Source organism: Acidimicrobiales bacterium (genome assembly GCA_040219085.1).
GTDB lineage: Bacteria > Actinomycetota > Acidimicrobiia > Acidimicrobiales > JAVJTC01 > JAVJTC01.
On sequence record JAVJTC010000021.1, the window covers coordinates 35248 to 56990 of the forward strand.

At 65.5% G+C, this 21743-nt stretch carries 10 protein-coding genes; 2 read left to right on the top strand and 8 right to left on the bottom strand.

The window, feature by feature from the left end:
- Positions 1 to 29 precede the first annotated feature (29 nt).
- Together RIE08_08960 and RIE08_08965 are read left to right on the top strand one after the other, a co-directional pair.
- Positions 30 to 2378 (top strand): AAA family ATPase, encoded by a 2349-nt coding sequence (locus RIE08_08960; GenBank protein MEQ8717727.1) that lies wholly within the window; start codon positions 30 to 32, stop codon positions 2376 to 2378.
- Complete coding sequence (locus tag RIE08_08965; GenBank protein MEQ8717728.1) at positions 2353 to 3576, top strand: hypothetical protein; 1224 nt, start codon at positions 2353 to 2355, stop codon at positions 3574 to 3576. The genes RIE08_08960 and RIE08_08965 overlap by 26 nt, the downstream gene beginning before the upstream one ends.
- Here RIE08_08965 and RIE08_08970 read toward each other — a convergent pair.
- Genes RIE08_08970 through RIE08_09005 form a run of 8 tightly spaced genes read right to left on the bottom strand, consistent with a single transcriptional unit; the run spans position 3557 to position 21490 of the window.
- Entirely contained in the window at positions 3557 to 4552 is a 996-nt protein-coding gene (locus tag RIE08_08970; GenBank protein MEQ8717729.1) for a hypothetical protein, read from the bottom strand. The two genes, RIE08_08965 and RIE08_08970, sit on opposite strands and share 20 nt — an antisense overlap.
- Before the next feature lie 9 nt (positions 4553 to 4561).
- Positions 4562 to 5377: a hypothetical protein gene (locus tag RIE08_08975; protein ID MEQ8717730.1), complete on the bottom strand. Its 816-nt coding sequence runs from the start codon at positions 5375 to 5377 to the stop codon at positions 4562 to 4564.
- The gene (locus tag RIE08_08980; GenBank protein MEQ8717731.1) at positions 5374 to 7500 is read right to left on the bottom strand and encodes an AAA family ATPase; all 2127 of its coding nucleotides are present in this window, start codon (positions 7498 to 7500) and stop codon (positions 5374 to 5376) included. The genes RIE08_08975 and RIE08_08980 overlap by 4 nt, the downstream gene beginning before the upstream one ends.
- Positions 7500 to 13727: a DEAD/DEAH box helicase gene (locus tag RIE08_08985; protein ID MEQ8717732.1), complete on the bottom strand. Its 6228-nt coding sequence runs from the start codon at positions 13725 to 13727 to the stop codon at positions 7500 to 7502. Before RIE08_08985 ends, RIE08_08980 begins: the two co-directional genes overlap by 1 nt.
- The gene (locus tag RIE08_08990) at positions 13724 to 13897 is read right to left on the bottom strand and encodes a hypothetical protein (GenBank protein MEQ8717733.1); all 174 of its coding nucleotides are present in this window, start codon (positions 13895 to 13897) and stop codon (positions 13724 to 13726) included. Before RIE08_08990 ends, RIE08_08985 begins: the two co-directional genes overlap by 4 nt.
- Positions 13897 to 18651, bottom strand: coding sequence for a hypothetical protein (locus tag RIE08_08995; GenBank protein ID MEQ8717734.1), 4755 nt, complete (start codon positions 18649 to 18651; stop codon positions 13897 to 13899). The genes RIE08_08990 and RIE08_08995 overlap by 1 nt, the downstream gene beginning before the upstream one ends.
- On the bottom strand, positions 18648 to 20684 hold the full coding sequence (locus RIE08_09000) for a helicase-related protein (protein MEQ8717735.1): 2037 nt from the start codon (positions 20682 to 20684) through the stop codon (positions 18648 to 18650). Before RIE08_09000 ends, RIE08_08995 begins: the two co-directional genes overlap by 4 nt.
- Positions 20585 to 21490 (bottom strand): DEAD/DEAH box helicase, encoded by a 906-nt coding sequence (locus tag RIE08_09005; protein ID MEQ8717736.1) that lies wholly within the window; start codon positions 21488 to 21490, stop codon positions 20585 to 20587. The genes RIE08_09000 and RIE08_09005 overlap by 100 nt, the downstream gene beginning before the upstream one ends.
- Between the last annotated feature and the right edge of the window lie 253 nt (positions 21491 to 21743).

Here is a 21743-nt window from a genome sequence, read left to right on the forward strand (position 1 = left end):
GGAGTCAACGGCCGGGCGAGGGAGCGACGATGGCGCGAATGCGGGAAGCGGACAGACAGATCGTCTACGAGGAGGGCGAGGCCCTCCGGGAGGAGTGTCTGATCGCAGGCCGCTCCCTCTTCATCGAAGGGGCCGAGGTCTGGACCAGCGACAGGTTCGCCGAGCTGATGGACCGCTTTGTCAAGGCCCCAGAGCACGGTGATGCCTCGTTCATGGCGAAGCTGGAAGGCCAGATGGCGGACGTCTCGCCCGCGGGTCGACAGCTGATGGCAGAGCTTCTCTACGTCTACTTCCTGGCCGCGCACCAGATGACCGCAAATACGAAGCAGGAGCAGCTCGACACGATTCTCGGCTGGGGCGCCCCTCTTGATTCCGTGCCCGATGCGAAGTTGGAGCTACTAGGGACCGGCCTGGTCCACACGGGCACGTACTTCATGACGAAGCGTGACCTCCAGCTCAAGTTCCTGGTCGAGCTCGGCTCGCACCTTTGGACTCTCGACACCAGTCAACGCCGGGACCTTGTCGAGGACCCGTGGGCCTTCTCGGAACTCACGGCGGACCTCGCCGGCAATCCGGCGTTCCCTCAGAGGTCAGGCCTCCTTCACCTCATCCACCCTGACCAGTTTGAGGCGATCCTCTCGCGGGACCACAAACGTCGAATCAAGGAGGCGTTCTCCGCTCGGCTTTCCGTCGTTCCAGGTGACCTGGACAGGGCCCTCTACGAGATCCGGCAACAGCTCGAACCCGAGTTCGGACCCGGCTTCGACTACTACGACCCGACCATCGAGACGAAGTGGAACCCGAAGAAGATCGGAGCGTGGGACAAGGTCGTCGAGCTGGCCAAGGTGCAGTTCGACGACACGTTCGACGCCGACGAGCGGGAGTACAAGCTGGAGATCGCAGGCCGTCTGCGAGACGTCCGGTCCGCGCTTCTCGCCGGCGACGACGAATGGCCGCAGCTGTTCCGCCGGGCGATCCAGAGCGGTTCCAACAACTTGACCGCGTGGCGTTCCACGGATGACCTTGCGAAATGGGCCATCGCCGAGCCGGAAGACGCCGGGGATGCCCTGAGGGCAGTCTGGGGCGACAACGAGGCAGACCTGGATGACATGGCTGCGTTCCTCGACCGGCTTCCTGAGACCGTCGTCTCGGGTCCCGGGACGCGGGCGTCGTTCGGAGCGCTGATGTTGTTGGCGTTGGACCCGGAGAACTACCCGGTCTACCGGGCGACGGCGTTCGGCGATCTCTACAAGCTGACAAGCACCACGCCACCGCCGGACGGGTCCGATGAGGTCGCCACCTATGACCACGCGATCGCGCTTCTGGATCAGATGCTCGAGGAGTCCGCTAGCCGGGGGCTCGAGCTGCGGGACCGCCTCGACGCGCAGGGCGTGTTGTGGAGAGTCATCCACCACGAGAAGGAGGCGGCCCAGCCAGCGCCACCGGACGGCGACGACCAGACGGATGGACCCGAGACCACGGCCGACTCGCTTCTTGTCGGTGATCTCAGCAAGCTCGCCTCCGACCTGCTGATCGATGTCGGCTTCCTCGACACGTTCACCTGGCTTCTCGAACATCGCTCCCAGGTCATCCTCCAGGGACCGCCCGGAACCGGCAAGACGTACCTCGCGCGGCGGTTCGCGAAGCACTTCGCCGGCGAGGACGGCTCGGTGGAGCTCGTGCAGTTCCATCCGTCCTACGCCTACGAGGACTTCGTCCAGGGCTTCCGCCCGAAAAGCGACGGTGGGTTCGAGCTCCGGTCGGGACCGCTGATCAGAGCGGCCCGCCGGGCACAGAAGGCGCCCCGGGCCCCGCACTTCCTGATCATCGACGAGATCAACCGCGGCAACATCGCCAAGGTCTTCGGCGAGCTCTACTTCCTCCTCGAGTACCGGGACGAGACGGTCACCCTCCAGTACGACGAGGAGCCGTTCGGCCTTCCGCGCAATCTCTTCGTGATCGGGACGATGAACACGGCGGACCGGTCGATCGCACTCGTGGACTCGGCGCTGCGACGCCGCTTCCATTTCGTCGACCTCTTCCCTGACCGGCCACCGGTAGCCGGGCTGCTCGACCGCCACCTGGAGAAGACCGCTCCGGACCTCCAGTGGATCGCGGAGGTTCTCGACCTCGCGAACACAAAGCTCGGTGACGCCGACGGCGCCGTCGGCCCCAGCTACTTCATGCGGGAGGGACTCACCGCGGAGGAGATCCCCCTGCTGTGGAGCCACGCCGTTCTCCCCTACCTCGCTGAGCGTTTCTTCGGGGATCCGGATCGACTCGATGCATTCTCGCTCGAGTCCCTCCGCCGCGAGCTAACAGGCCAGCCACGAAGCGACGTCGAAGCCGAAGATGATGCGCCACCTACGGCTGACTGAGCACCGACCGTCGACGACATCGCTCACTTCCGAGGAGCTGAGTCGACTCCGCAAGCTCGTCCCGTCCGTCTCCACCACACCCGGTGACCGGGACGGGGAATGGATACTGAAACCGGGGTCATCGGTCGGCATCGTGCGCGACGATCACCTCGTCGTCGAGATCCAGCCGAAAATCGGGATCGAGCGCCTGCTCTTTCTCGTGTCGTACTCACTTCAGCCGGACATGTGGGCCGACCTCACTGCGCCAATGCGCTCGGACCAGACGCTCGTGGACGCGATGGCGACGATCCTCACCCGAGCGGTCCGCTCCGCGTTGCGAGCCGGGGTCATCCAGGCCTACGAAGTGAGAGAGGAATCCCTCCTGACCGTGAAGGGCCGAGTCCGGTGGAGCGACCAGATGAGGACTCACCACGGGCGGCTTCTCCCCATCGAGGTGTCCTACGACGAGTTCACCGAGGACAACCTCCTCAACCAGATCCTCAAGTCGGCGCTCATCGAGTTGGAGAGGCTCCCCTTCCGAGATGAGACGGCAGCTCGTGAGCTCAGGTCGACCGCACAGCTTCTTGCAAACGTCTCCTACCGACGGTTCGATCCGAACCGTCTGCCGACGCCGGCCTTCAACCGCCTGAACGCCCACTACAAGACGGCGGTCCTGCTTGCCCTCGTGGTCCTCGGTCGGTCTTCGAGCGAGGCGGGCGCTGGATCGGTCAGTACCGCGACCTTCCTGATCAACATGAACCAGGTGTTCGAGGACTTCGTCACCGTCGCCCTGCGTGAGGCGCTCGGGCTAACCGAGTCGCAGTTTCCCCAGAATGCGGCAGGCCGACGCCTCTTCCTCGATGCTGACCGGAAGATCGGACTGGAGCCGGACCTCAGCTGGTGGGAGGGAGAGCGCTGCGTCTTCGTCGGCGACGTGAAGTACAAGCGAACGAACGCTGCCGGGATCCTGCACCCAGACCTCTACCAACTCCACTCCTACGTCACTGCGACCAAACTCGAAGAGGGGCTCCTCGTCTACGCAGCCGGGGAAGAGACCGACGCCCTCCACGAGGTGCCCGGTAGCGGGAAACGACTACGGGTGACGACCCTCGACCCCTCCGGTCAGCCCGACGAGATCCTCCGAGCTGTCAGCGACGTCGCAACTTCGATCATCGAGATCCGCGGCGCCGAGCTGCCCGTCATGGCGTACAGTGCGTAAAGGTCTTCTTCGCCTTGCCTGAGACGTAGGCGACTTCGACGTCGACCGCTCGAAGAAAGTCGAGGTTGTCGTCACTTGGCTTTCTTGGGAGAAGGAGCCGGAGCGTCGGACGCGTGTCGTGAAACCTCGCGTAGTCGAAGAGCTGACCAACGGCCCCTCGGACGGCGCCGGTGGTGCTCCGGTTCTTCGCTTCGATCAGCACCTCGCCATCGATGTCATAGACGTCGGAGATGTACGGCCTTCCACCTGCCTTCCGCTGGTAGTAGGTACGTCCGACGGATGTCTTCGACCAAAGATGCTTGATGTATCGCTGGACCAGCTCCTCTTCGAGGTTCATGGCCCGCGAGAACATCGAGACTCCGGGCTTGTCGACGATCCGCTTTACGGTGACGCGCTTTCCTAACCTCGGCAGCGGCAAGGCCGACGGCGGGACCCTGAGCCCCTGGACGTCAGCCTGGTCGGCTGCCGAAGCCTGATCGAGAGGAAGAGCATCGCTGATTCCAAGGCGACTGTGAGCGGCCCATAGCTGCTCGACTGTCGCCGCCACGTCCTCCGGAACCCGGGTGCCGCTCTTCATGATCCACCAGTGCCAGCCGGTCCGGTCCTTCAGGACCTCGACCGGCAGCTCCGCGTCGAGCGGCTCAACCCGGTCCCACTCGATGTCGACGTAGGGAACCTGCTTCGCCGACCGCTCGGACTCCCACGTTCGATCGAAGTACAGGTCGGACGTGATGTGACCGCTGGCGAGAATCCCCCGAGGCGCATGATCCCCAACCCTTAGAAAGAAGATGCGATCACCAATCTGGACGTCGGAGTTCTCAGTGGCTGTGCCGAAGGACCAGCTCGTCGTCCAGACCTCTGAGTCGATTCCAGCGGCCATTTCATCCCAGGCCTGCTCGAACTGCTCGAGGTCCTCCAACGGTGGCCACTTCTTCGGGTTCCAGATCAAGAGAAACGTTCTGTCGTACGTCGCCATGTCCGCCTCCTAAGCGTGATCGACGTTGGTGATGCCCATCTGGTGATAGCGATGGCGCCCAGAGAACCAGCGGCCGCTCTCACGCGACAGTCGAAATTCGCCGAGTCGGCCGACGTCCTCGGCAACCACGTGCACCCGCCACGACCTCCCGTCGGACCGCTTCGGCATTTCACTCCGAACCGCATCCATCCCTTCCAGCACGGTTCTCAAGCTCCGAGCGAAGAAGACCATCGTTCGCTTCGAAGATTCGCCGATAACGAGGCCAGGGCTTCCGGAGGAAGGGTCCCCAGGGAATCCGTTCGGCGGATCAAGCAGGTGCATCGAGAGGTGAAGCGCGTCGCTCCCACCGAGGAGTGGTGTATGAGATTCCCTTTGCGCTCTCTCTTCCACCCCGCGCAACCAGCGTTGGTCAACATCCACTCGCTCGGTCAGCGAACCGTCGAGCCACGGCTTGCCAGCGAGGTATTCGGCCCCGAACTTCCAAAGCCAGGCCGCGTAGTAGTCCAGTCGGTCGCCCCAGAGCCGGTTGAGAACCTGAAAGCGGATGTCCCAGTCGGGGCGGCCCTGGTCGTACCAAACCTTCAGCCCCGTCCCGGGGTCCGACCATCCGAGGGAGACAACGAGGATCGAGGTGATCGGGCCATACCAGGCGACTGCCGCGTCGAGGCTGCCGGGCGGTCCCGGAAACCGGTAACGCCCGCTCCCGGTGGAGATCATTCGCCACACTTCAGGTGCCCAGAGGCCGTAGTCGAGCTCGCAGATCAACCGGTCGCGCTCGGGATCGAAGAACTGAATCTCGAGGCCCCCGAGCTCTGTGTCGTTCATGGGAGGAATTCGCTCGGCTTGCCGGCCCAGCCGATCCAGAGGTCGTCACGGGCTCGGGTGCACGCCACGTAGAGGAGGCAACGCTCCCGCTTCACGTCGAGGTCATGTTGGAGCCGGTCGACCCCTGCAGCGGTTATCGCCTTCTGCGACGGAACCGAGTTCGCGTCCACGTCGGGCAGGGCGACGCAGCGGAACTCGAGCCCCTTCATCCGATGCATCGTTGCCACCCGCACCCCGTCCTTGGAGACGAGGTCACTCCTCAGCTTCAGCGACGGGAACCCGGCGGCCTTCAGGGCCGACTGGATCGTCTCATGTGACCCACCCGCACGGGTTGCGATACCGATGTCCTCCAGCGCTACTCCGTTCTCGTGCCACCGCTTCACGCGCTCGACGAGGGCATCGAGTTGCTCCTTGCGTGACCCGAACCCTTCGACCATCGGCTCGGGACCGGAGAGGAACGAGTGATAGCCGGCGAGCTCGTGGGTGTCGGCCCCTTCATCAAGGTCGTCGAAGCTCTCGCCCTCCAACAGATTCAGGGACCAGCGCAGGATCTCGAAGGTGGTCCGGTAGTTGATTCGCAGCTTCTTGGACCTCCCGACGATGTGAATGCCGACCTTGGCGAGGGAGGACTGCCGGTCGTAGATCCGCTGGTGCGTGTCACCGACGATGAACATGTCGTCGGGCCCCTCGTCCACCGCCGCCCGCAGCATCCGCCACTGCGTCTCGTGGAGGTCCTGAGCCTCATCGACGATCACGTGGCGGTACGGCTTGACGCTCCGATTCGCCAGGTAGCCGGCGGCGTCCTCGGCGAGCTGGAGCATCGACCGCTGATCACTGGAATCGAGGCGGCGCTTGAGTTCCTCGACCGCCTTCCACAGCCTCGCCCGACTGCGACGGTCGAGTCGGACGCCGCGGCCGGCCCGGCTCGCCTGGAAATACTCATCCCGTGATTCGATCCCCTGGGCAAGGATCACGTGCTCCCACTCTGCGGCGAGGAACTCGGGCGTGTGGTCGATTCCGTAGTCATCGACGATCTGCTGCCAGACCTCCCGCAGGTCCGAATCAAGGATCTTCCCCGGGCCGGAACCCTCCGCTCCCTGCACGATGCGGTGCGAGAGCGCATCGACGTTGATCACGTCGATGACTTCGAGCAGATCCGACCCGCCGAGGAGCCTGAGTTCCCGCTCGATCACCTGGGCCAGGTTCCGGGTGAAGGTCGTGAACAGGATGGGCTTGCCGCTGCCGCTTCCGTCCAGCTGCTCGGCTAGGTGCTTCGCTCGGTGCATGGCAACAACGGTCTTGCCGGTTCCGGCGCCACCGGTCACCCGGGCCGGTCCGGAGTAGCTCGGCCGGTAGGCGACCTCCTTCTGCGTGTGGTGGAGGAACGTCCGCCACTGCGCGAGCGGCAGCGCCAGCATCTCGGCGAGCTCGTCCTCATCGGTGACCACATGGAAGGACTTCTGTGATGCTGGCGCGTTCAGCGCGGCGGCGACGTCGGCGGTGTCGACCTCACCGGGCACCAGGCTGCCGGCGAGCTCGCGATACAGAGCTTCGACGGTGTCGTCGCCGGTCAACATGATGAGCGCCTCGGCGACGGTCTGGGGAAGAACGCTGATGAGCGCCTCCAACTCTCCTTCGGTGGTGAGTGCCCGCACCGCCGGAAGAAGATCCCCGTCGACACCGAGGTTGGTGAAGTCCTTGTCCTCGCGGTGGGCGAAGAGACGGTCGGCTTCGGGCTCGGGTTCGGACACCCGACCCACGGCTTCTTCGATCTCGACCAGGTTGAGGATCTCGAAAGCGCCGGTCACCTCGTTCACCCGGAAGGTGTTCTGGCGCATCCACCTGTCCACCTCGTCATGGGTGCCGATGGACGTCAGGACGTAGTGCTCGTCGTCACCTGCGTCGAAGACGATGCCGCGATGGTTGTCGTCGATGCGGATCGTCCGTGCCCGGGGGTCCGCCGCATCCTTGTAGGCCTCGAGATGGAGGCCTTTCAGGTCCCGAAGCTGCTGGGCGGTACAGCGTTGGAAGGTGTCCGCTATCTCCGCAAGCTTGGTCTGTGCTCGACGTTCGAGCTTCGCGAACTGCCCGAGCATCTCGACTGACAACGCGAGCGTGGCCATCAGCCGTTCGCCTTCGTCGCTTCGACCAGCTCGTCGACCGTCCAGTCCCCGGCGGAGCGGACATCCCAGCCTTCGACGGCGATGTCCACCTCGTCCGGGACGACGGCGATGCGCTGCTCGGGCCAGGCGGCCTCGAGCGCATCGCCGTCTTGAGTCTCGTAGCCGGCGGTGAACACAGGGGCTCCGGCAGCCAATGCCACCCGCGCGAGGGTCCGCACTGCGTCGTCCACGACGAACTCCAGCTCCTCTTCCATCTCGGCGGTCAGCTCGACCTCATCGACGGGCGACTCGTCCTCGGGAACCGTGACCGCAGACGATGCGTGCGCGGCGATCCAGAGCTCGTCGAAGGGTTCCAGATCTTGTGTCGCCGTTCCGATCACCACGTCGCGTCCCACTCCTCGGATGAACTGTGCCAGGTTCGCCCACTGGAGCCAGTCCTGCCAGCGCGTCCGGTGCTCGTCGGACGCGACGGTCTCGTCGTCGTCGGGCAGGATCGACAGCACCGCCCAACGCTCCTCGGTGGACTTCGCACTGTCGAACAGCAGAGCAAGCACCAGGTCATTCTCGGTGACCGGCCGGGCGAGGACGACAGCGCCTTCACCCGGGATGAAGTCGACGGCCTGACCGGCCAAGACGGCCTCCCCGACGCGCACCAACTCGGACTCCGGCAGGTGTTGCGGAGCAGCATCGGCCCACAGGCCCGCGCACAGCGACAACGCGAGGCGCTCCCATGCGTCGCCGTCGGGGTCAGCCAGGTACTGCAACAGCAGCTGGTACGGGTTACGTTCGGCGTCGTCGATGCCGAGGCGGCCGTGGTTCTGCTGTTGGACGACCTTCGCCTTGTTTCTCGCTCCCGGTCCGAACAGCCGCCGACGCCGGGGCTCCTTCGACAACTCCTGTTCCACCGAGCTGTGGAACGCCTCCACGTCGTCCCAGGTCAGGTTCCACACCAGCATCCCCGTCGAACGCAGGCCCGCACGCTTCGCGGCGTCCTGGCCGATCACGTTGTGGTCGCTGGAGGCGTGGAACTGGAACCCGTCTAGATAAACGGCGACCTTCGGGGCCTTGGCGTCCTGCCGGGTGATGACGAAGTCCGGGACGGTGTTGGGCGAGGTCATGATGCCGTCCACCTGTTCCTCGATCTTGTAGCGGACGGCCTGACCATCAGGGCCGGTCAGCCGTAGCTCGAATGCCTCCGAACCGCTGTCGGCGGGCACCGGCTTCAATGTGACCTTCTCGTCGCCCTCCTTGCCGGCCCATGCCCGCAGCGCCACCTTGAAGCGCCTCTCCAACTCGGACTCCTCGACTGCGCCGATGTCGATGTCGGCGAGGGCGGCAACGGGCTCGGGGTTCCAGTCGCCGAGGAGGTCGTCGAGGAGGGCGATCGCGAGGTCACGCCGGGCCAGGTCGTACTCCCACCGGTCGATCACGCCGAGCAGGCACCGGTGACACGCGGCGCGGCCCTCAGCCTGGCAGGGGCACTTCGAGACGATTTCACGAGCAGACGTGAGGATGCTCCGCAACCGATCGGGGTCGGCGAGGCGGCTGAGGTACCCGGTGCCGCCGGGGACGTTGTCGAAGAGCACAAGGAACTGGCGGCGGCCCTGACCGCCCCGGTTCGGGAGGTCGGTCCGGGCGATCTCGAGGTGGTCGGGATCGCCGCCGAAATCGGCCCGGAGCCCGAGCAGCAGCGCCCCTTTGAAGCTGACGAGCCGTTCATCGATCTCGAACATCGAGACCGGCAGCAGCATCCGGACGGCCTCGGTTTCGAGCTCGTGGTAGAGGACGATGCTGTCCCACCGCTCGCGCGCTGCACCGGACCGCACCTTGCACCAGCCCTGGTGGAGGCGGTCGGGGCGCTCACCTCTCTTGTCGTCGCGGGCGTCACGAGCGGCCCCGCAGTGGCGACAGATCTCGAAGCCGGTGACGTGGCGGTCGGCGCCGGCGATCGGGATGCGATCCCCCGGGCGCTCGGCAAAGCCGAAGTTGTAGGTGCGGAGTCGTGCGACGTCGGCCCGTTCGGCACCGAAGACCTTGTCGCCGAGACGCCATGACCCGCTGGTGTGGGCCGGGTCGATGTCAACACTGGTGAGGGTCTCATAGTTCTCGCGGTCGCGGTCGTCCCGCTCGTCGTAGACGCGAGCCCGCTCCTCGGAGTCGGTGGACAGCGCCGCCTTCATCGGCAGGAGCGTCTGGCGAGACCCGACGTCGAGGATGGCAGCAGCGCCACATCGCGGACACGCCGTGGGTGGCTCTTCGCCTTCGAGGGTGCCGAACCCGCAGTCGGGACAGAGCCGCCACGTCTCGTAGAGCGGCTCGTCCGCGGTGCCGATCTCGAGGGCGTCGACCACGTGGCGGTGGCCGCCGGCGTAGAAGCTGTTACCGGGTGCGAACTCTCGGACGGCGAGGCCGGCTGCCCGGGCGTACTCGGTGCTCTCGGACTCGTACTCACCCTCGGCGTCGGTCCACCACAGCGTGGCCGTGAGCGTCGCCGTGTCGTCGACCAGCGTGTAGTTGGGCAGGATTCCGAGCCGTTCGAGCGCGCTGAGCGTGTACTGGTTCCGGTGGTCAGCCAGAAGCCGACGCACGACGGTGCGCTGACCGAGCAGTGAGCTGACCACCTCAGATTCCTCGCCTGCTTCCGTCGCCCGGTCGATCCCCTCGGTGAGACGGCGTTGCCGGTTGACCAGGTCCCGCTCGTGGTCGCGCCACCGGTCGATTGCGGCCTTGATGGTCTGTTCGATGCCGCTCGACGCCCAGTCCCTGAGCCGATCGGCGGTCTCGTCGCTCAGACGGTCTCCGAACAAGTCGAGGAATCCGGCCACCGCATCGGGGTCCAGCGCGGACACCTCGACGATGCGACGCAGCAATGAACCCTCGTCGATGCCGGCGGCCATGAGCGAGCGGATCTGGGGCTGGATCGGCGGCGCGTCGATCGAGAGGTCCGCCACGCGGTCGAACAGGTAGGCCGTGTACTGACGGCGCAGAGTCTCGGCGGCGTCGAGGTAGCAGTTGGGCGGCCGGACGTCGCCGGCGATCATCGCCTCGGGTTCGGCCAGGTAGTAGAGGCCGTGGGTGTCAGCGGTGACGAACGTGGTGATGAGTGAGTTGCCGGTCTTGCGCCCGGCTCGCCCGACCCGCTGGATGTAGGACGAGGCCGACGGCGGGACGGAGGTCAACATCACGGCCGACAGGTCACCGATATCGATGCCCATCTCGAGGGTCGGTGTGGCGACGATGACGTTCGGCGAGTCGGGCGCGGTCCCGGAGCGGAACGCGTCCTCCAGTTCTTCCCGGTTCTGGCGATCGAGCAGACCGGTGTGTTCCCCGGTCACCACACGCCGGGTCACGCCACTGCGATACAGGTCCCGGTAGAAGCGGTGTGGGGGCGGCGGGTCGATCTCGTAGGCGCCGGTGCACCGGTAGCGCAGGCACGGCGTGTCGAGCCACGTGTCGACAACGGCGACCGGAGCGGGGTGGCGTGAACCGCACAGACCACATCGCACGCCCACCGGGTCGTCGTCCGACGAGAGGTCGTGGATGGTGATCGCCTCGGCGGCCAGCGCGTAGACCTTGCCGGCCTTCGTCTGGCGTTCCGAGACTGCCTCGGTCTGGTGGGCCAGAAGGGCCATCACCCGCTGGAGCATCGTGGCGGCAACCGGGTCCTCGACGCCGAGGCTACGCACCGTCCAGTCGACGAGCCACGTCCGCGTCGAACCCCTCGCGGTGAGCGAGTCGAAGTCCCCCTTCCCGGCGGTCGTGAAGAAGAGCGGCCGGCCTTGACCGGGCGTGAACGGCGGCAGACCGCCGGGCCGGCCTCCCCAGACGAACCAGAGCCGCCCGTCGTCCTCGACGTACGGGCGGAGCCACGGATGGTCGATGCCGCCCCGCAACCGGAGGCGTTCCAGGAGGCCGCGCAGCCAGGTGTCGAAGGGCGCGTCGGCCGGATAGTCGTCGCCGGGCACCGCTCGCAGGTCCTCGGCGAGCAGGCTGAGTACGGCGTCGAGGTCCGGAAGGTCGACCGTGGCTGCGGCGACGCCGGAGAGCTCGAGGGTCCGACCGACCCGGGACCGGAGCCCGAACTCGATGTCGGCCTCGAAGCGCAGACGCCGGCGCAGCATCTCGAGCCCGGCGGGATCCGGCTCGTCGCTCCAGGTGGTCCGGGCGAGAGGGTCCCGCATCAGATCGGGCGGGATGAGCGCATAGCGGTCATGCTGTGTGGCAGCGGCTACATGAAGCTCGTCACCCAGCTCGGCCAGCGAGACCTCCACCCTCTCCCGGATGATCCCGGCCATGAGCGATCGCAGGTTGATGCGGTGGGTCCGTCCGGCGAAGAAGGAGGCGCGGTGGGAGGCGTCCTGTACGGAGTCGGTGAAGGCGAGGAGCCGGGGCTCTTCGTCGGCGACGTGGGGCGATCCGAACATCGTGTTGATCGACACGGAGGCGAGACTGGCCACCTGCGATCCGAGGAACCGGATGGCGTCGCGTTCGTCGCATGCCGGGCATGTCTGGTTCTTGGCGTCGTCCTCGCTCTTGGTGACGTGCACGGCCACGACAGCTTTGTCGGGCCCTTCGACGAGCGAGCGGGATCGGGCGTCGAACCACGAGACGGCCGGGTCTTCGGGGTTCCCCCCTATCAGCGCGCGTACCGTCGGCTTCCGCTGGACCGCCGCTCGGTAGATGGTCTCGGCGGAGGTGATGAGCGTGTCACCGAGCTCTGACTGGACGGCCATCCATCCGGACAGGCCGCAGCGACGGCAGTAGACGGCTGGGAGCTCGAGAACCGGCGGTGACCCGTCCTCGTCGTCGCCGGGCAGACCGAGGGCCGCCGAGTCGCGCCACCGGAAGCGCCGTGTGTCGTCGACGGAACGGAGGAGGCGGGACACCTCACGGATCCACAGCTGCACCTCGACCGACAGCAGGGGGCGCAACTGGGATCCCTGTCGGCGCCGTGCGATCGAGAGCAGCCAGAGGAAGCGGCTGAGGGCCTGTTCGACCCGGCCTGGGTCGGTCATCGCCACACGGCCCCACTCGGGTGCGCGGGTCACCACCTCCTGGACGGTCTGGGCCCAGCTGCGGGGACGCTCGCCGACAGCGGCGAGAACGGCCCGTGTCAGTGGATGAGCCAAGAGAGCCTCACCGAGCGCGACGACATCGTCGACCGTCGGGGACTCTTCAGTGTCGACCCTGCGGCAGAAGGCCGCGGCCACCTCGTCGAGCTCGGTCGCGTCGACGACCTCGTCGACCGCGGGAATCGACAGGTTGAAGTCGATCGGGCCGAGTGCCTCCTCGACGCTCTGGCGCCGCTCGGTGATGACCGACTCTTCGTCGAAGTCGACGCCGAACACCTTGCCGGCAAAGTCCCGCAGTTCGGCGATCGAAGTGGCGCCGGTGCCGAGCGTCGCCGATGTGGCTACCGGTGCGGCCGTTCCGAGTGGCCGGTCGGGCGTCGCCGTGCCGAGGGTCCGGCCGAGACGGCGGAGCAGCATCGCGACGTCGGTGCCCTGAGCGCCGTCGTAGGTGTGGAACTCGTCGAGGACGACGTAGCGGAGGGTGTCGGCCTGGTTCAGGGCCCAGAGGTCCCGGTCCTCGGGTCGGAGGAGCAGGAAATCGAGCATCTTGTAGTTGGTGAGCAGGATGTCCGGCGGGTTAGCACGCAGCACTTCTCGCTGATCCACGAGGTGGTCCTCGCCGGCGGAGCTGTGTCGTCCCGTACCGCCGACGTAGAGGCCCGCTGTCACACCGGCGAGTCCAGGCTCGGTCCACAAGAGCTCGGCAAGACGGTTGGCCTGATCACTGGCCAACGCGTTCATCGGGTAGAGGATCAGCGCCTTGATCCCCTGCGTCCCCTTCGCTTTCTCACGCGCGCAGTGGTCAAGGATGGGATAGAGGAAGCACTCGGTCTTCCCGGAGCCAGTTCCGGTCGTGACGATCGTCGGCTCGGGGTCGCCTCCATCGGCTGAGGCCAGCCGTTCGAACGCAGCGGCCTGATGAGCGAACGGGATGAACCCATCGCGGTTCCACTCGAGCGGGGACTTCCAGGTCCCGCCGACGGGCAGGTAGGGAGTGCGGACGCGGAGGTAGGGGCCGCGGAAAATGCCTTCACGCCCATCGGCAAGAAACTGCGAGAGCGCGTCCCGAACCTCGTCGTCGGACAGTGCGAACGTGCTGGCCAGGTACTCGACGAGTGCCTTCCGGATGTCGCCAACGACGAGAGAAGGGATCATGCGAACGCCCGGAGCTCCGGGGCCTCCCGATCGAGAACGTCGGCGGCCCTCACGACCAGGTCTTCCTCGTCGCGAGAGATGTGGCGGGTTCGTCCTTCTGAGTAACGCTCTGCGAGGCCGAGCAGCGCTTCGGCCAACGACAGGCCTGCGTAGTCCGTGCGGGAGGGCATCAGTCGTACTCCCCGGCCTCCAGCCGCCGTTGGAACTCCTCGTAGGCTTGGGTCATCTCCCTCTCACGGTCCGGGCGGTAGAAGGGCGGCTCGTAGTAGCCCATCCAGTCGACCCCCTCCGGCTCTTCCTCGTAGGTCTCGTAGAGTGCCCAGATCCGTTTCCAGTCGTCTGGAAGCGAACCTGCCTTCGCCATCTCCTGAATTTCCGCCTGCAACACGCCTGCTGCTTGGTGGTGGGCCGAGATCCTTCGGCCATTTCGGTCAAATACCGTCCTGCTCTCGTACTTCCTCAGGACTGGAAAGCTTGTCCGAAACACGGATGTCAACTGGTCTGCCGAAATCCCCAAGCAAATCGCAACTAAGGCATCACACTCGACCAGGGCTCGCCGCCGGTCAATATCACGCCTCAGAGGCGTCGCTAGATCCCAGGGATTAGTGGCGACACTCGCTGGCGCTGTGTCATACCCCTCAAGCACCCATGACTCATCCGCCCAGCCAGGATCGAGAAGCTCGTTCCAAAGCGGCGCATAGACATCGGTCAGGCAGTTAAGTCGCAGGGCTCGGTAGATCAAAGGCCGAACAAGTTGACTACGAACGATGGCGGGCGACCTGCTCACAGTCGTATCCTGAATGTTTGACTTGCCGATCATACGAACTCTCAAGTCCATCAAGAGACTAGACCATAGAGCGGCCGTTACCACCGTCTGGGTTACATCTTCAAAGGCAATCGTGTGCACTGCATTGACGTGGGCCGGGCCCGGCGGAATGATTGCTGCATGCAGCGACCGTTCTAGACTGGGACTAGTCATCGCTCGATAAGCCAACCGCCAGAAGTCAGTCTCAATGCGCCCTTCCCAGGAGTTGAGACGGGACTCGAACACGCTCTTCTGACATGTGATCTGATAGTTGGTCCGGGGAATAGGATTAATACCCAGATCTTCCAGGTTCCATTCCGTGTAGTCAAGGTTGTTCTTACAGTTCTCATTCGGATTCTTGAAGAATGGGGACGCAACTGAAAGGTGCGGTCCTTGAAGGATTACACGACTCCAGTCCTTGGCTTGTCCCGTGCGCCTGATTATCGTCCCATCAGTCTTTGCACCCTTCTCATGAAGTCCAGAACTGCGGAAGCAGTCGACATCGTCGAGAACGTGACCATAGCGGGCGAGCGAGGCAAGCGTCGCTGCATCCTGACGCGTGACGGTTCGCAGAAGGCGCGCTTCGACCGGACTGTCGCTGAAAGAGCTAAAGAGCGAAGACCAGCTCCTCAGGACTCCCTCATCGACTTGCACGATTCTGTCAGCGTGCCCACGAGTATCCCAACCGCCCTCGGTGTGCTGAATGCCGGGCGTAGGCCCTGAACCATCGTGGACGAGCGAGTCGACGAGAGTCTGCGGCGTGAAGAGGCTCGCCATATGTATGAAGTCGATATCACTTGGACTCCCGTAGACGTTGACTGCAAACTCCGTGTGATGGTCTACGTCCTCAAAAAGCTGTAGCTCGTTCTGGAATACGAAATGACGCCGCAAGCGATGGTACGATTCACTTCTCAGGCGTCCCGCTTTCGGGTCAGCTATGTGCGTATCGGGATGGAGGAGTCCAACTACGCCCCTGGGCGGACAGCTACGCCACGTCTGGTCCATAAAGACCATAAACAGGTTGGCCTGGAGGCCGGTCACTATCGGCCGCATGAGAGCTGACGACAGCGCCGCCAAGTAGCCTTCCGTCAAAGACAATTGAGTCAAGTAGTGTGCAGCGCTTTCGGGGCGACGGAGTTGCGCCTCTCGTCGTTCTTGAAGTCGGCCTTGGTCCTTTTCGTCTGACAGCACCCACCATGGGTCCTGCTCGGCGAGGACAAGTGCCTCGTACCATCGCGGACGAACCCATGGCGGGTTTCCGACTTGGATGGTGAACCCGGCTTGCCGTCTGAACAGGTCCGAGAACTCTAGTTCCCAGTGCCACGCCCCTTCGCGGCGGGCCGCGCTCGTAGCCGTGCGGAGCCACTCGCTTCGGTCGAGCAGGTCCTGCGTTGACGACCCAACGCGGGCGAAGCCTTCGTCAGCCTCGACCAGAGTGTTCACGTCGTCAAAGAGCTGGGGCTCGCTTGCTGACCCTGGTGCGGCATCAAGCCGGAGGATCTCGCCGGCAGCGGCGAGCCACTCGTCCCAAGATGGCGGCTCAACACCCTCGCCAAGTGGCCAAAACCACAGGCCCACCCAAGCATCCATCAGCAGGCGGAGTCGCCCGAGCGGGGATTCACGGTCCGTGAGGATCCACTCCGCTTCGGCTCGGGAGACCGCCTGTTCTCGTGGTCCGACGCAGACGCCATAGACCTCGATCGGTCGACGGAGCGCCTCCTGCGTCAAGCGAACCCGCTCGCTTGCAGCGACCCACAGCCGCTCCACTGCATCGGCCAGGGCTGAGAGGCGAGCGCCGTCGGGCCTCTTCGGAGCGGCAAGGATCCGCTTCCGCCAGGCCTTGAGCTTCTCGGTCTCCTCCGGCCTCAACTCCTTCGCTTCCTTGCGGTCGGCGATTGCTCCCCACCCGTGGCCGGGCAAGAGGAAGTGGTGAATCTCGTCTGCGTCCAAAGGTCCTTCTGACAGGGGACGGTCGACGGGCGGCTGAACATCGCCCTTCTTGGTGCTCGCCCAAGGTCGATCGCCGAGCTGGCCCAGCCGCCACGTCGCGCGGCGGCACCCGATCAGGCTGTTACCCCTTCGAAGCTGGAGCCCAAGCCAGGGTGCCTTCAGACCTGGGTACATGCAGTTCAACCACAGGCTGATCTCAGCAAGCTCCACCGCCGTGGCGTTAAGGTCCACGCCGTACGCTTGGTGAAGGGCGAAGTGGGCCTTCACCTTCTGGAGCTCGCGCCGGTAGGTCTCCGGATCGAGGCTCTCACTTAGCTCGGCTTGGCGGCGCTTGAGGTAGATCTCCGAGAGCTGGTTGATCGCCTCGTTTAGGAAGGCTCCGGAACCGAGCGCAGGCTCGCAGACCGTGACGTCGAGGATGTCACGGGCCTCGGTGATGCCCGAACTGCCATTCTCGGGGCCGTAGTCGTCAGTACCGAGCAGCTCGGCCAGTGCGTGCTTGACGACACACCGGGTCAGGACCTCGGGCGTGTAGTAGCTGGCCGACCGCTGGCGGTCTCTGCCGGAGAGCCGGAAGACAAAGCTTCCCTTCGGGTGCCGGACCCGCTCCTCCTTCTTCTCTAAGAGCGGGTCCTCCCGCATCACGAAGACATCGTCCGGATACTCGCCTGCGTCTTCGACTGGCAGGACCCAGGTCCCATCGGAGGGGTCTCCGTCCTTTGCCACCTCGTACAGGTCCTGGTCGGCGAAGAAGCCCGTATAGGCCATCAGGCCCTCGTAGACGGCGCCGATCTGGTTGATGCCAAGCTGGGCGTAGGAAATGAAGCCTCGGTCCTTGCCCTTCCCTTCGGGTGAGAGCATCAGCAAGGCCAGCACCTTCTGAAGCGCCTCGTTGCGGAGGGTGACCGTGTCGAGGAGTTCCGTGCTCTTCTCCTCGAACAGTGCGGCGTCGAGCCCCGGGAACAGCAGGTACTCCTCATGCGACCGCTGATCATCCGCCCCTGCATCGAAGACGAAGGACTGCTCCGCCTGGTCGGCGTGGTAGCCACGGTTGACGAGCTCGAAGAGCAGCCGGAGTGACTCGTGGAGGTGGGAGCCGTTACGTGCCCGCTCGGTGTCGAGGTCGACGAGGCACAGCTCCCGGAGCCGATCCAGTGAGTAGCCCGCCATGTACTCGTTGTCGTCGACAGGGAGGACACCGAGCTCGGGCCGGGACTCTGCGTAGAGCAGGACGACGAGGCGGTAGAGCCAGCGAAGCGACTGGCGCGTGAGATCGTCGGCCTTGATGGCGTTCGGGCCGTCGTAGACCCCCCGCTTCGCCGTGAGCCGCTGGTCAATGACCTCATTGGCAAGGATCTCGATGGACTCGCGGATGGCGTGCCGCAGCTCCTTGGACACGCCGACGGCGTGCCGTTGGGAGTTCTCCGAGAGCTCGTCGAGGACGACCTGGCCGTCGTCGGCGATCAGGGCATCCGACGAGAACAGCGCGGCGATGGTCTCGATCTCGCCGGCCTTCTTGTCGTCCATCCGCTCGAGTGCGAGATCGAGGTCGACGGCAAGGAACCGACCTTCGGCCCACTTGGCCCGCTCGGCGAGCATCACGATCCGCCCGCCGCAGACGAGCACGAACCTCGGGGGCTCGTCGCACGAGAAGATCTCGCCGACTGCGTCCGCTGCGGAGCGGACCGACCTCTTGTCGCCCTCGCGCCACAGAGGATCCGCAAGGGTTCCGGCACCGCCCTCGGTCTCGTCGAAAAGGTCGTCGACTTCGGTGGCGAACCCGGCATCGAGCGCCACGAGTTGGAGCCCGGTACCCGTCTCGACGTTCGTCGCCACCGAGACCCTCAGCTCGTCGGTGGTGGTGCGGACGAGTGTGAGCTCCTCCCGGCTGGGCGGGAACCCGAGAGCCGTCAGGACGACGTCGTTCAGCGCCTTCAGGGCATCGCGGTTGGCATCGCGGTTGTTGGTGCCGTGCGCCTCGGACGCCGCAGCCCGGGCCTCAAAGAACCTGGCGCTGAGCTTGCGGAGGCGGGACTTGGCCGACTCCTCACCCGAGTCCTCGGCGTCCTTCCACTTCGAACGCAGATCACCGAGGTCGCTGCCCATGACCGCGTCCAGGTAGTGGTTGGAGAAGAACTCACCCCGGTTTGTGATGCTGTCGAAGCTCACGTGCCTCTCCCCACCAGGACGGCGACCACACGAACGAGCGGCTCGCCTTCGGTGCGCATCGACTCGATGAGCTCCTCGGTGTCGTCCCTGACCGACCCGGCGTACTTCTCACGGTCCCGACGCCGTCTCTCGTCAAGTCCGAGCGAGAGCTGGTCGTGGCGCTTCTTCCAGCTGGCGAGGCGTTCCGCCGGTTCCGCGAGGAGGTCTTCGATCTTCTGGTCGTGTTCGGTCCTGCGGCGGGCGAGCTCGTCTCGCGCGATGGTGACGACGGCGTCGAGATGTGCCTCGAGCGGGTCGGTGCCAAGTTCGGTCCCGGGGTTCGGGGTTCCGCTGGTGACGCCGGCGTCCGTGAGGGCCTCGAACATGTCATCGACGCGCTCGTCGTCGGGGCTGATGGCCATCCACTCGACGATCTGGGGCTGGCCCCGGCCGTTCGAGTACATGCCCTGAACGAGATAGGTCGGACGGTCGACCTTGGCGACGATGACGGGGGCCTGGTTCCGGCCGATGTCCACAAGAACCTTGTCGACCAGCCAGTCGACGAACGGGTGCAGCGGGGAGAGGAAGCTGACCTCGGGCCACGAGGACTCGGTCGATGCCCGGGCTTCGTCGAGCTGTGAGTTCGCCACCTCGGGCGAGGCCGTGACCTTCAGGCGTTCGGCGATCCTCTGCTCGGTGAGGTAGCTCTGCGGAAGTGCCGACAGGCGGTTGACGAGATCCCTCGGTGGCTCGAGCGAGAGCAACGACGGGTCCTTGTCGTCGGTGCGGATGTCGAGTTCGGTGACAGGGTCCACGAAGGCCGCGTGGAGGGCCTCGTCGACGAAGGCGAAGTCCGAATCGAACAGGGAAGGCGGGCGGTAGGTCGGGACCTGGTCGCCGCCGACGGTGCCTGCGAGCAGGGTCATGATGTCGAAGGCCTTCTGCGGCTCGTCCGGGATGAGCGCGTCCGCGTCGTCGGGCCGGGTGCGGTCCCGCAGCCACTTCATGACCTGCTCCTCCTCGGCATCCGGCGCGTGCAGGCCGAGCAGCGACCCGCTCTCCCCGAAGGCGCGGTGGGCGTGATGCTCGCGTTCGAGCAGCCGGGTGATGATGCGGACATCGCCGGTGGACGCGGGGTGGTCAGGGGTGAGCAACAGCGCACGGACATCGGGCCGCTCCGTCTGGCCGTAGCGGTCGATGCGGCCGTTGCGCTGCTCGATGGTGATGAGCGACCAGGGCAGGTCGAAGTGGATGAGGTGGCTGCACTCGCGATGGAGGTTGACGCCCTCGGAGGCCATGTCGCCGGTGAACAGAAGCCTGACCGGGGCGCCGGAGAGGCCGAACTGCTCGATGACGTCCATCTGGTTGACGTCGGAGAGGCCGCCGTGGAGCTCGAGGACCTGGTCCGTCTTCAGCCCGAGTATCGGCGGGACCGTCCGGGCCAACCAGCGCAGGGTGGCGATCCGCTCGGAGAACACGACGACTCGGATATCGGAGCCCTTCCCCACACCGATGCCACGGAGGTTGTCGACGAGAACGGCCAGCTTGGAGGAGGAGTCGTCCTCGATCTTCGCCGCGAGGGCACCGAGCCGTTCGAGGGCCTCGTCTTCGACCGCCTGTTCGGCGGTGAGCCCGCCGTCCTCATCGGCGGCCCGGGCCAAAGTCTTGCGCCGGCTCTCCACGGTCTGAAGCAGCGCGAGGTGTGACGACAACGCCGCTTTGAACAGCGTCCACGGGAACAGCGACGACCCCGAACCCGAGGACGGGGACTTCCCCTCGACCGGGTGGGTCCACGTGTCGGCGAGCTCGGCGAACATGGCGTTCTCGGCCGGGCTGGCGTCGACCGTGATCGGCTGGGGCTCCTTGCGTTCGGCCCACTGGGAGCCGAGCTCGTGAGCGACCTCCTCGTGGGCCTTGTGACGCCGGACGTAGAGGTGGGCGATGTCGTCACCCGTCAAATCATCGGCATCGACCACAGCGGTCGGGTCGAGCAGTCGGATGAGCTCGGCGAAGCTCTCAGGGTCGCCGTTGTGGGGCGTCGCACTGGTGAGCAAGAGTGCCTCGGTGCGGGGGCGAGGACCCGGGCGAGCTGGTTGTTGAGGGTGCCCTTGTTGACGAGGTTGTGGCACTCGTCGATGACGACGGCGTCCCAGCGGATCTTCTCGAGGTGGTGGCGGTAGCGGCCGGCGTTCTTGATGGTGTCGATGGAAACGATCGCCCGCTTGTAGACGGTGAACGGATTGCGGTTGGCGGGGATCTTGCGGCGGAGACGCTGGATGCCCTCCGAGTCGAGCCGGACGAGCGGAATCGAGAACCGGGTCCAGAGCTCGTGCTGGAACTGCTCGAGGATGTGGCGGGGGGTGACGACGAGGATCCGCTCTCCCCGACCACGACGGATGAGCTCGGAGAGAATCATCCCGACCTCGAGGGTCTTGCCCAGCCCGACAGCGTCGGCGATGAGGAGGCGGGGGCGGAGCCCGGTAAGGGCCTTGTGAGCGGCCTTGCGCTGATACTCGAGCTCGTCGAGGAGCTGGCGATGCGCGACGGCGAGGCTGGTCTCAGTTGCCGGGAGCGGGGTCTTGCGCAGCACGGCCTCGAGGTAGAGGCGGGACGTCCGGAAGTTGGGTGAGTGGTCGGCGACGAGCTCGGTGTCCTCCGGCCTCAGGGGCGTGATGACGTCGAGGTTGGTGAAGAAGGTGGCCTCGGTATCACGGACGAACGAGGAGGTTCCGAGGCAACGGACGAGCATCCCGTCGGAGGGAGTCTGCTGGGTCTGGCGGACGAGCCACTCCTCGTCGCGAACCTCGACGAGGCTGCCCGGGGCGATGAGCGAAAGAAGGTCGGCGGGGGTGGTCTTCATCGAGTGGCCAGGCTCAGAACCATGTCGGGGTGTCTGTACCCGGCATTCGTGACAACCCGGTTGGAACCACTTCGCGCCGCCTGACTCGCTCCATCGGGCCACCGTAGCAACACGACCAGCGCCGGGAGGGAAGGCGACTCCGGCGCGCTGCTGCCGGGTTCGCGATACTCACATGAGCCCAGAGCATGCCGACGGGACATGTCACGGCACTCCCGTACCGACGGTGCGAAGGGAAGGCAAGGCGGATCGAATG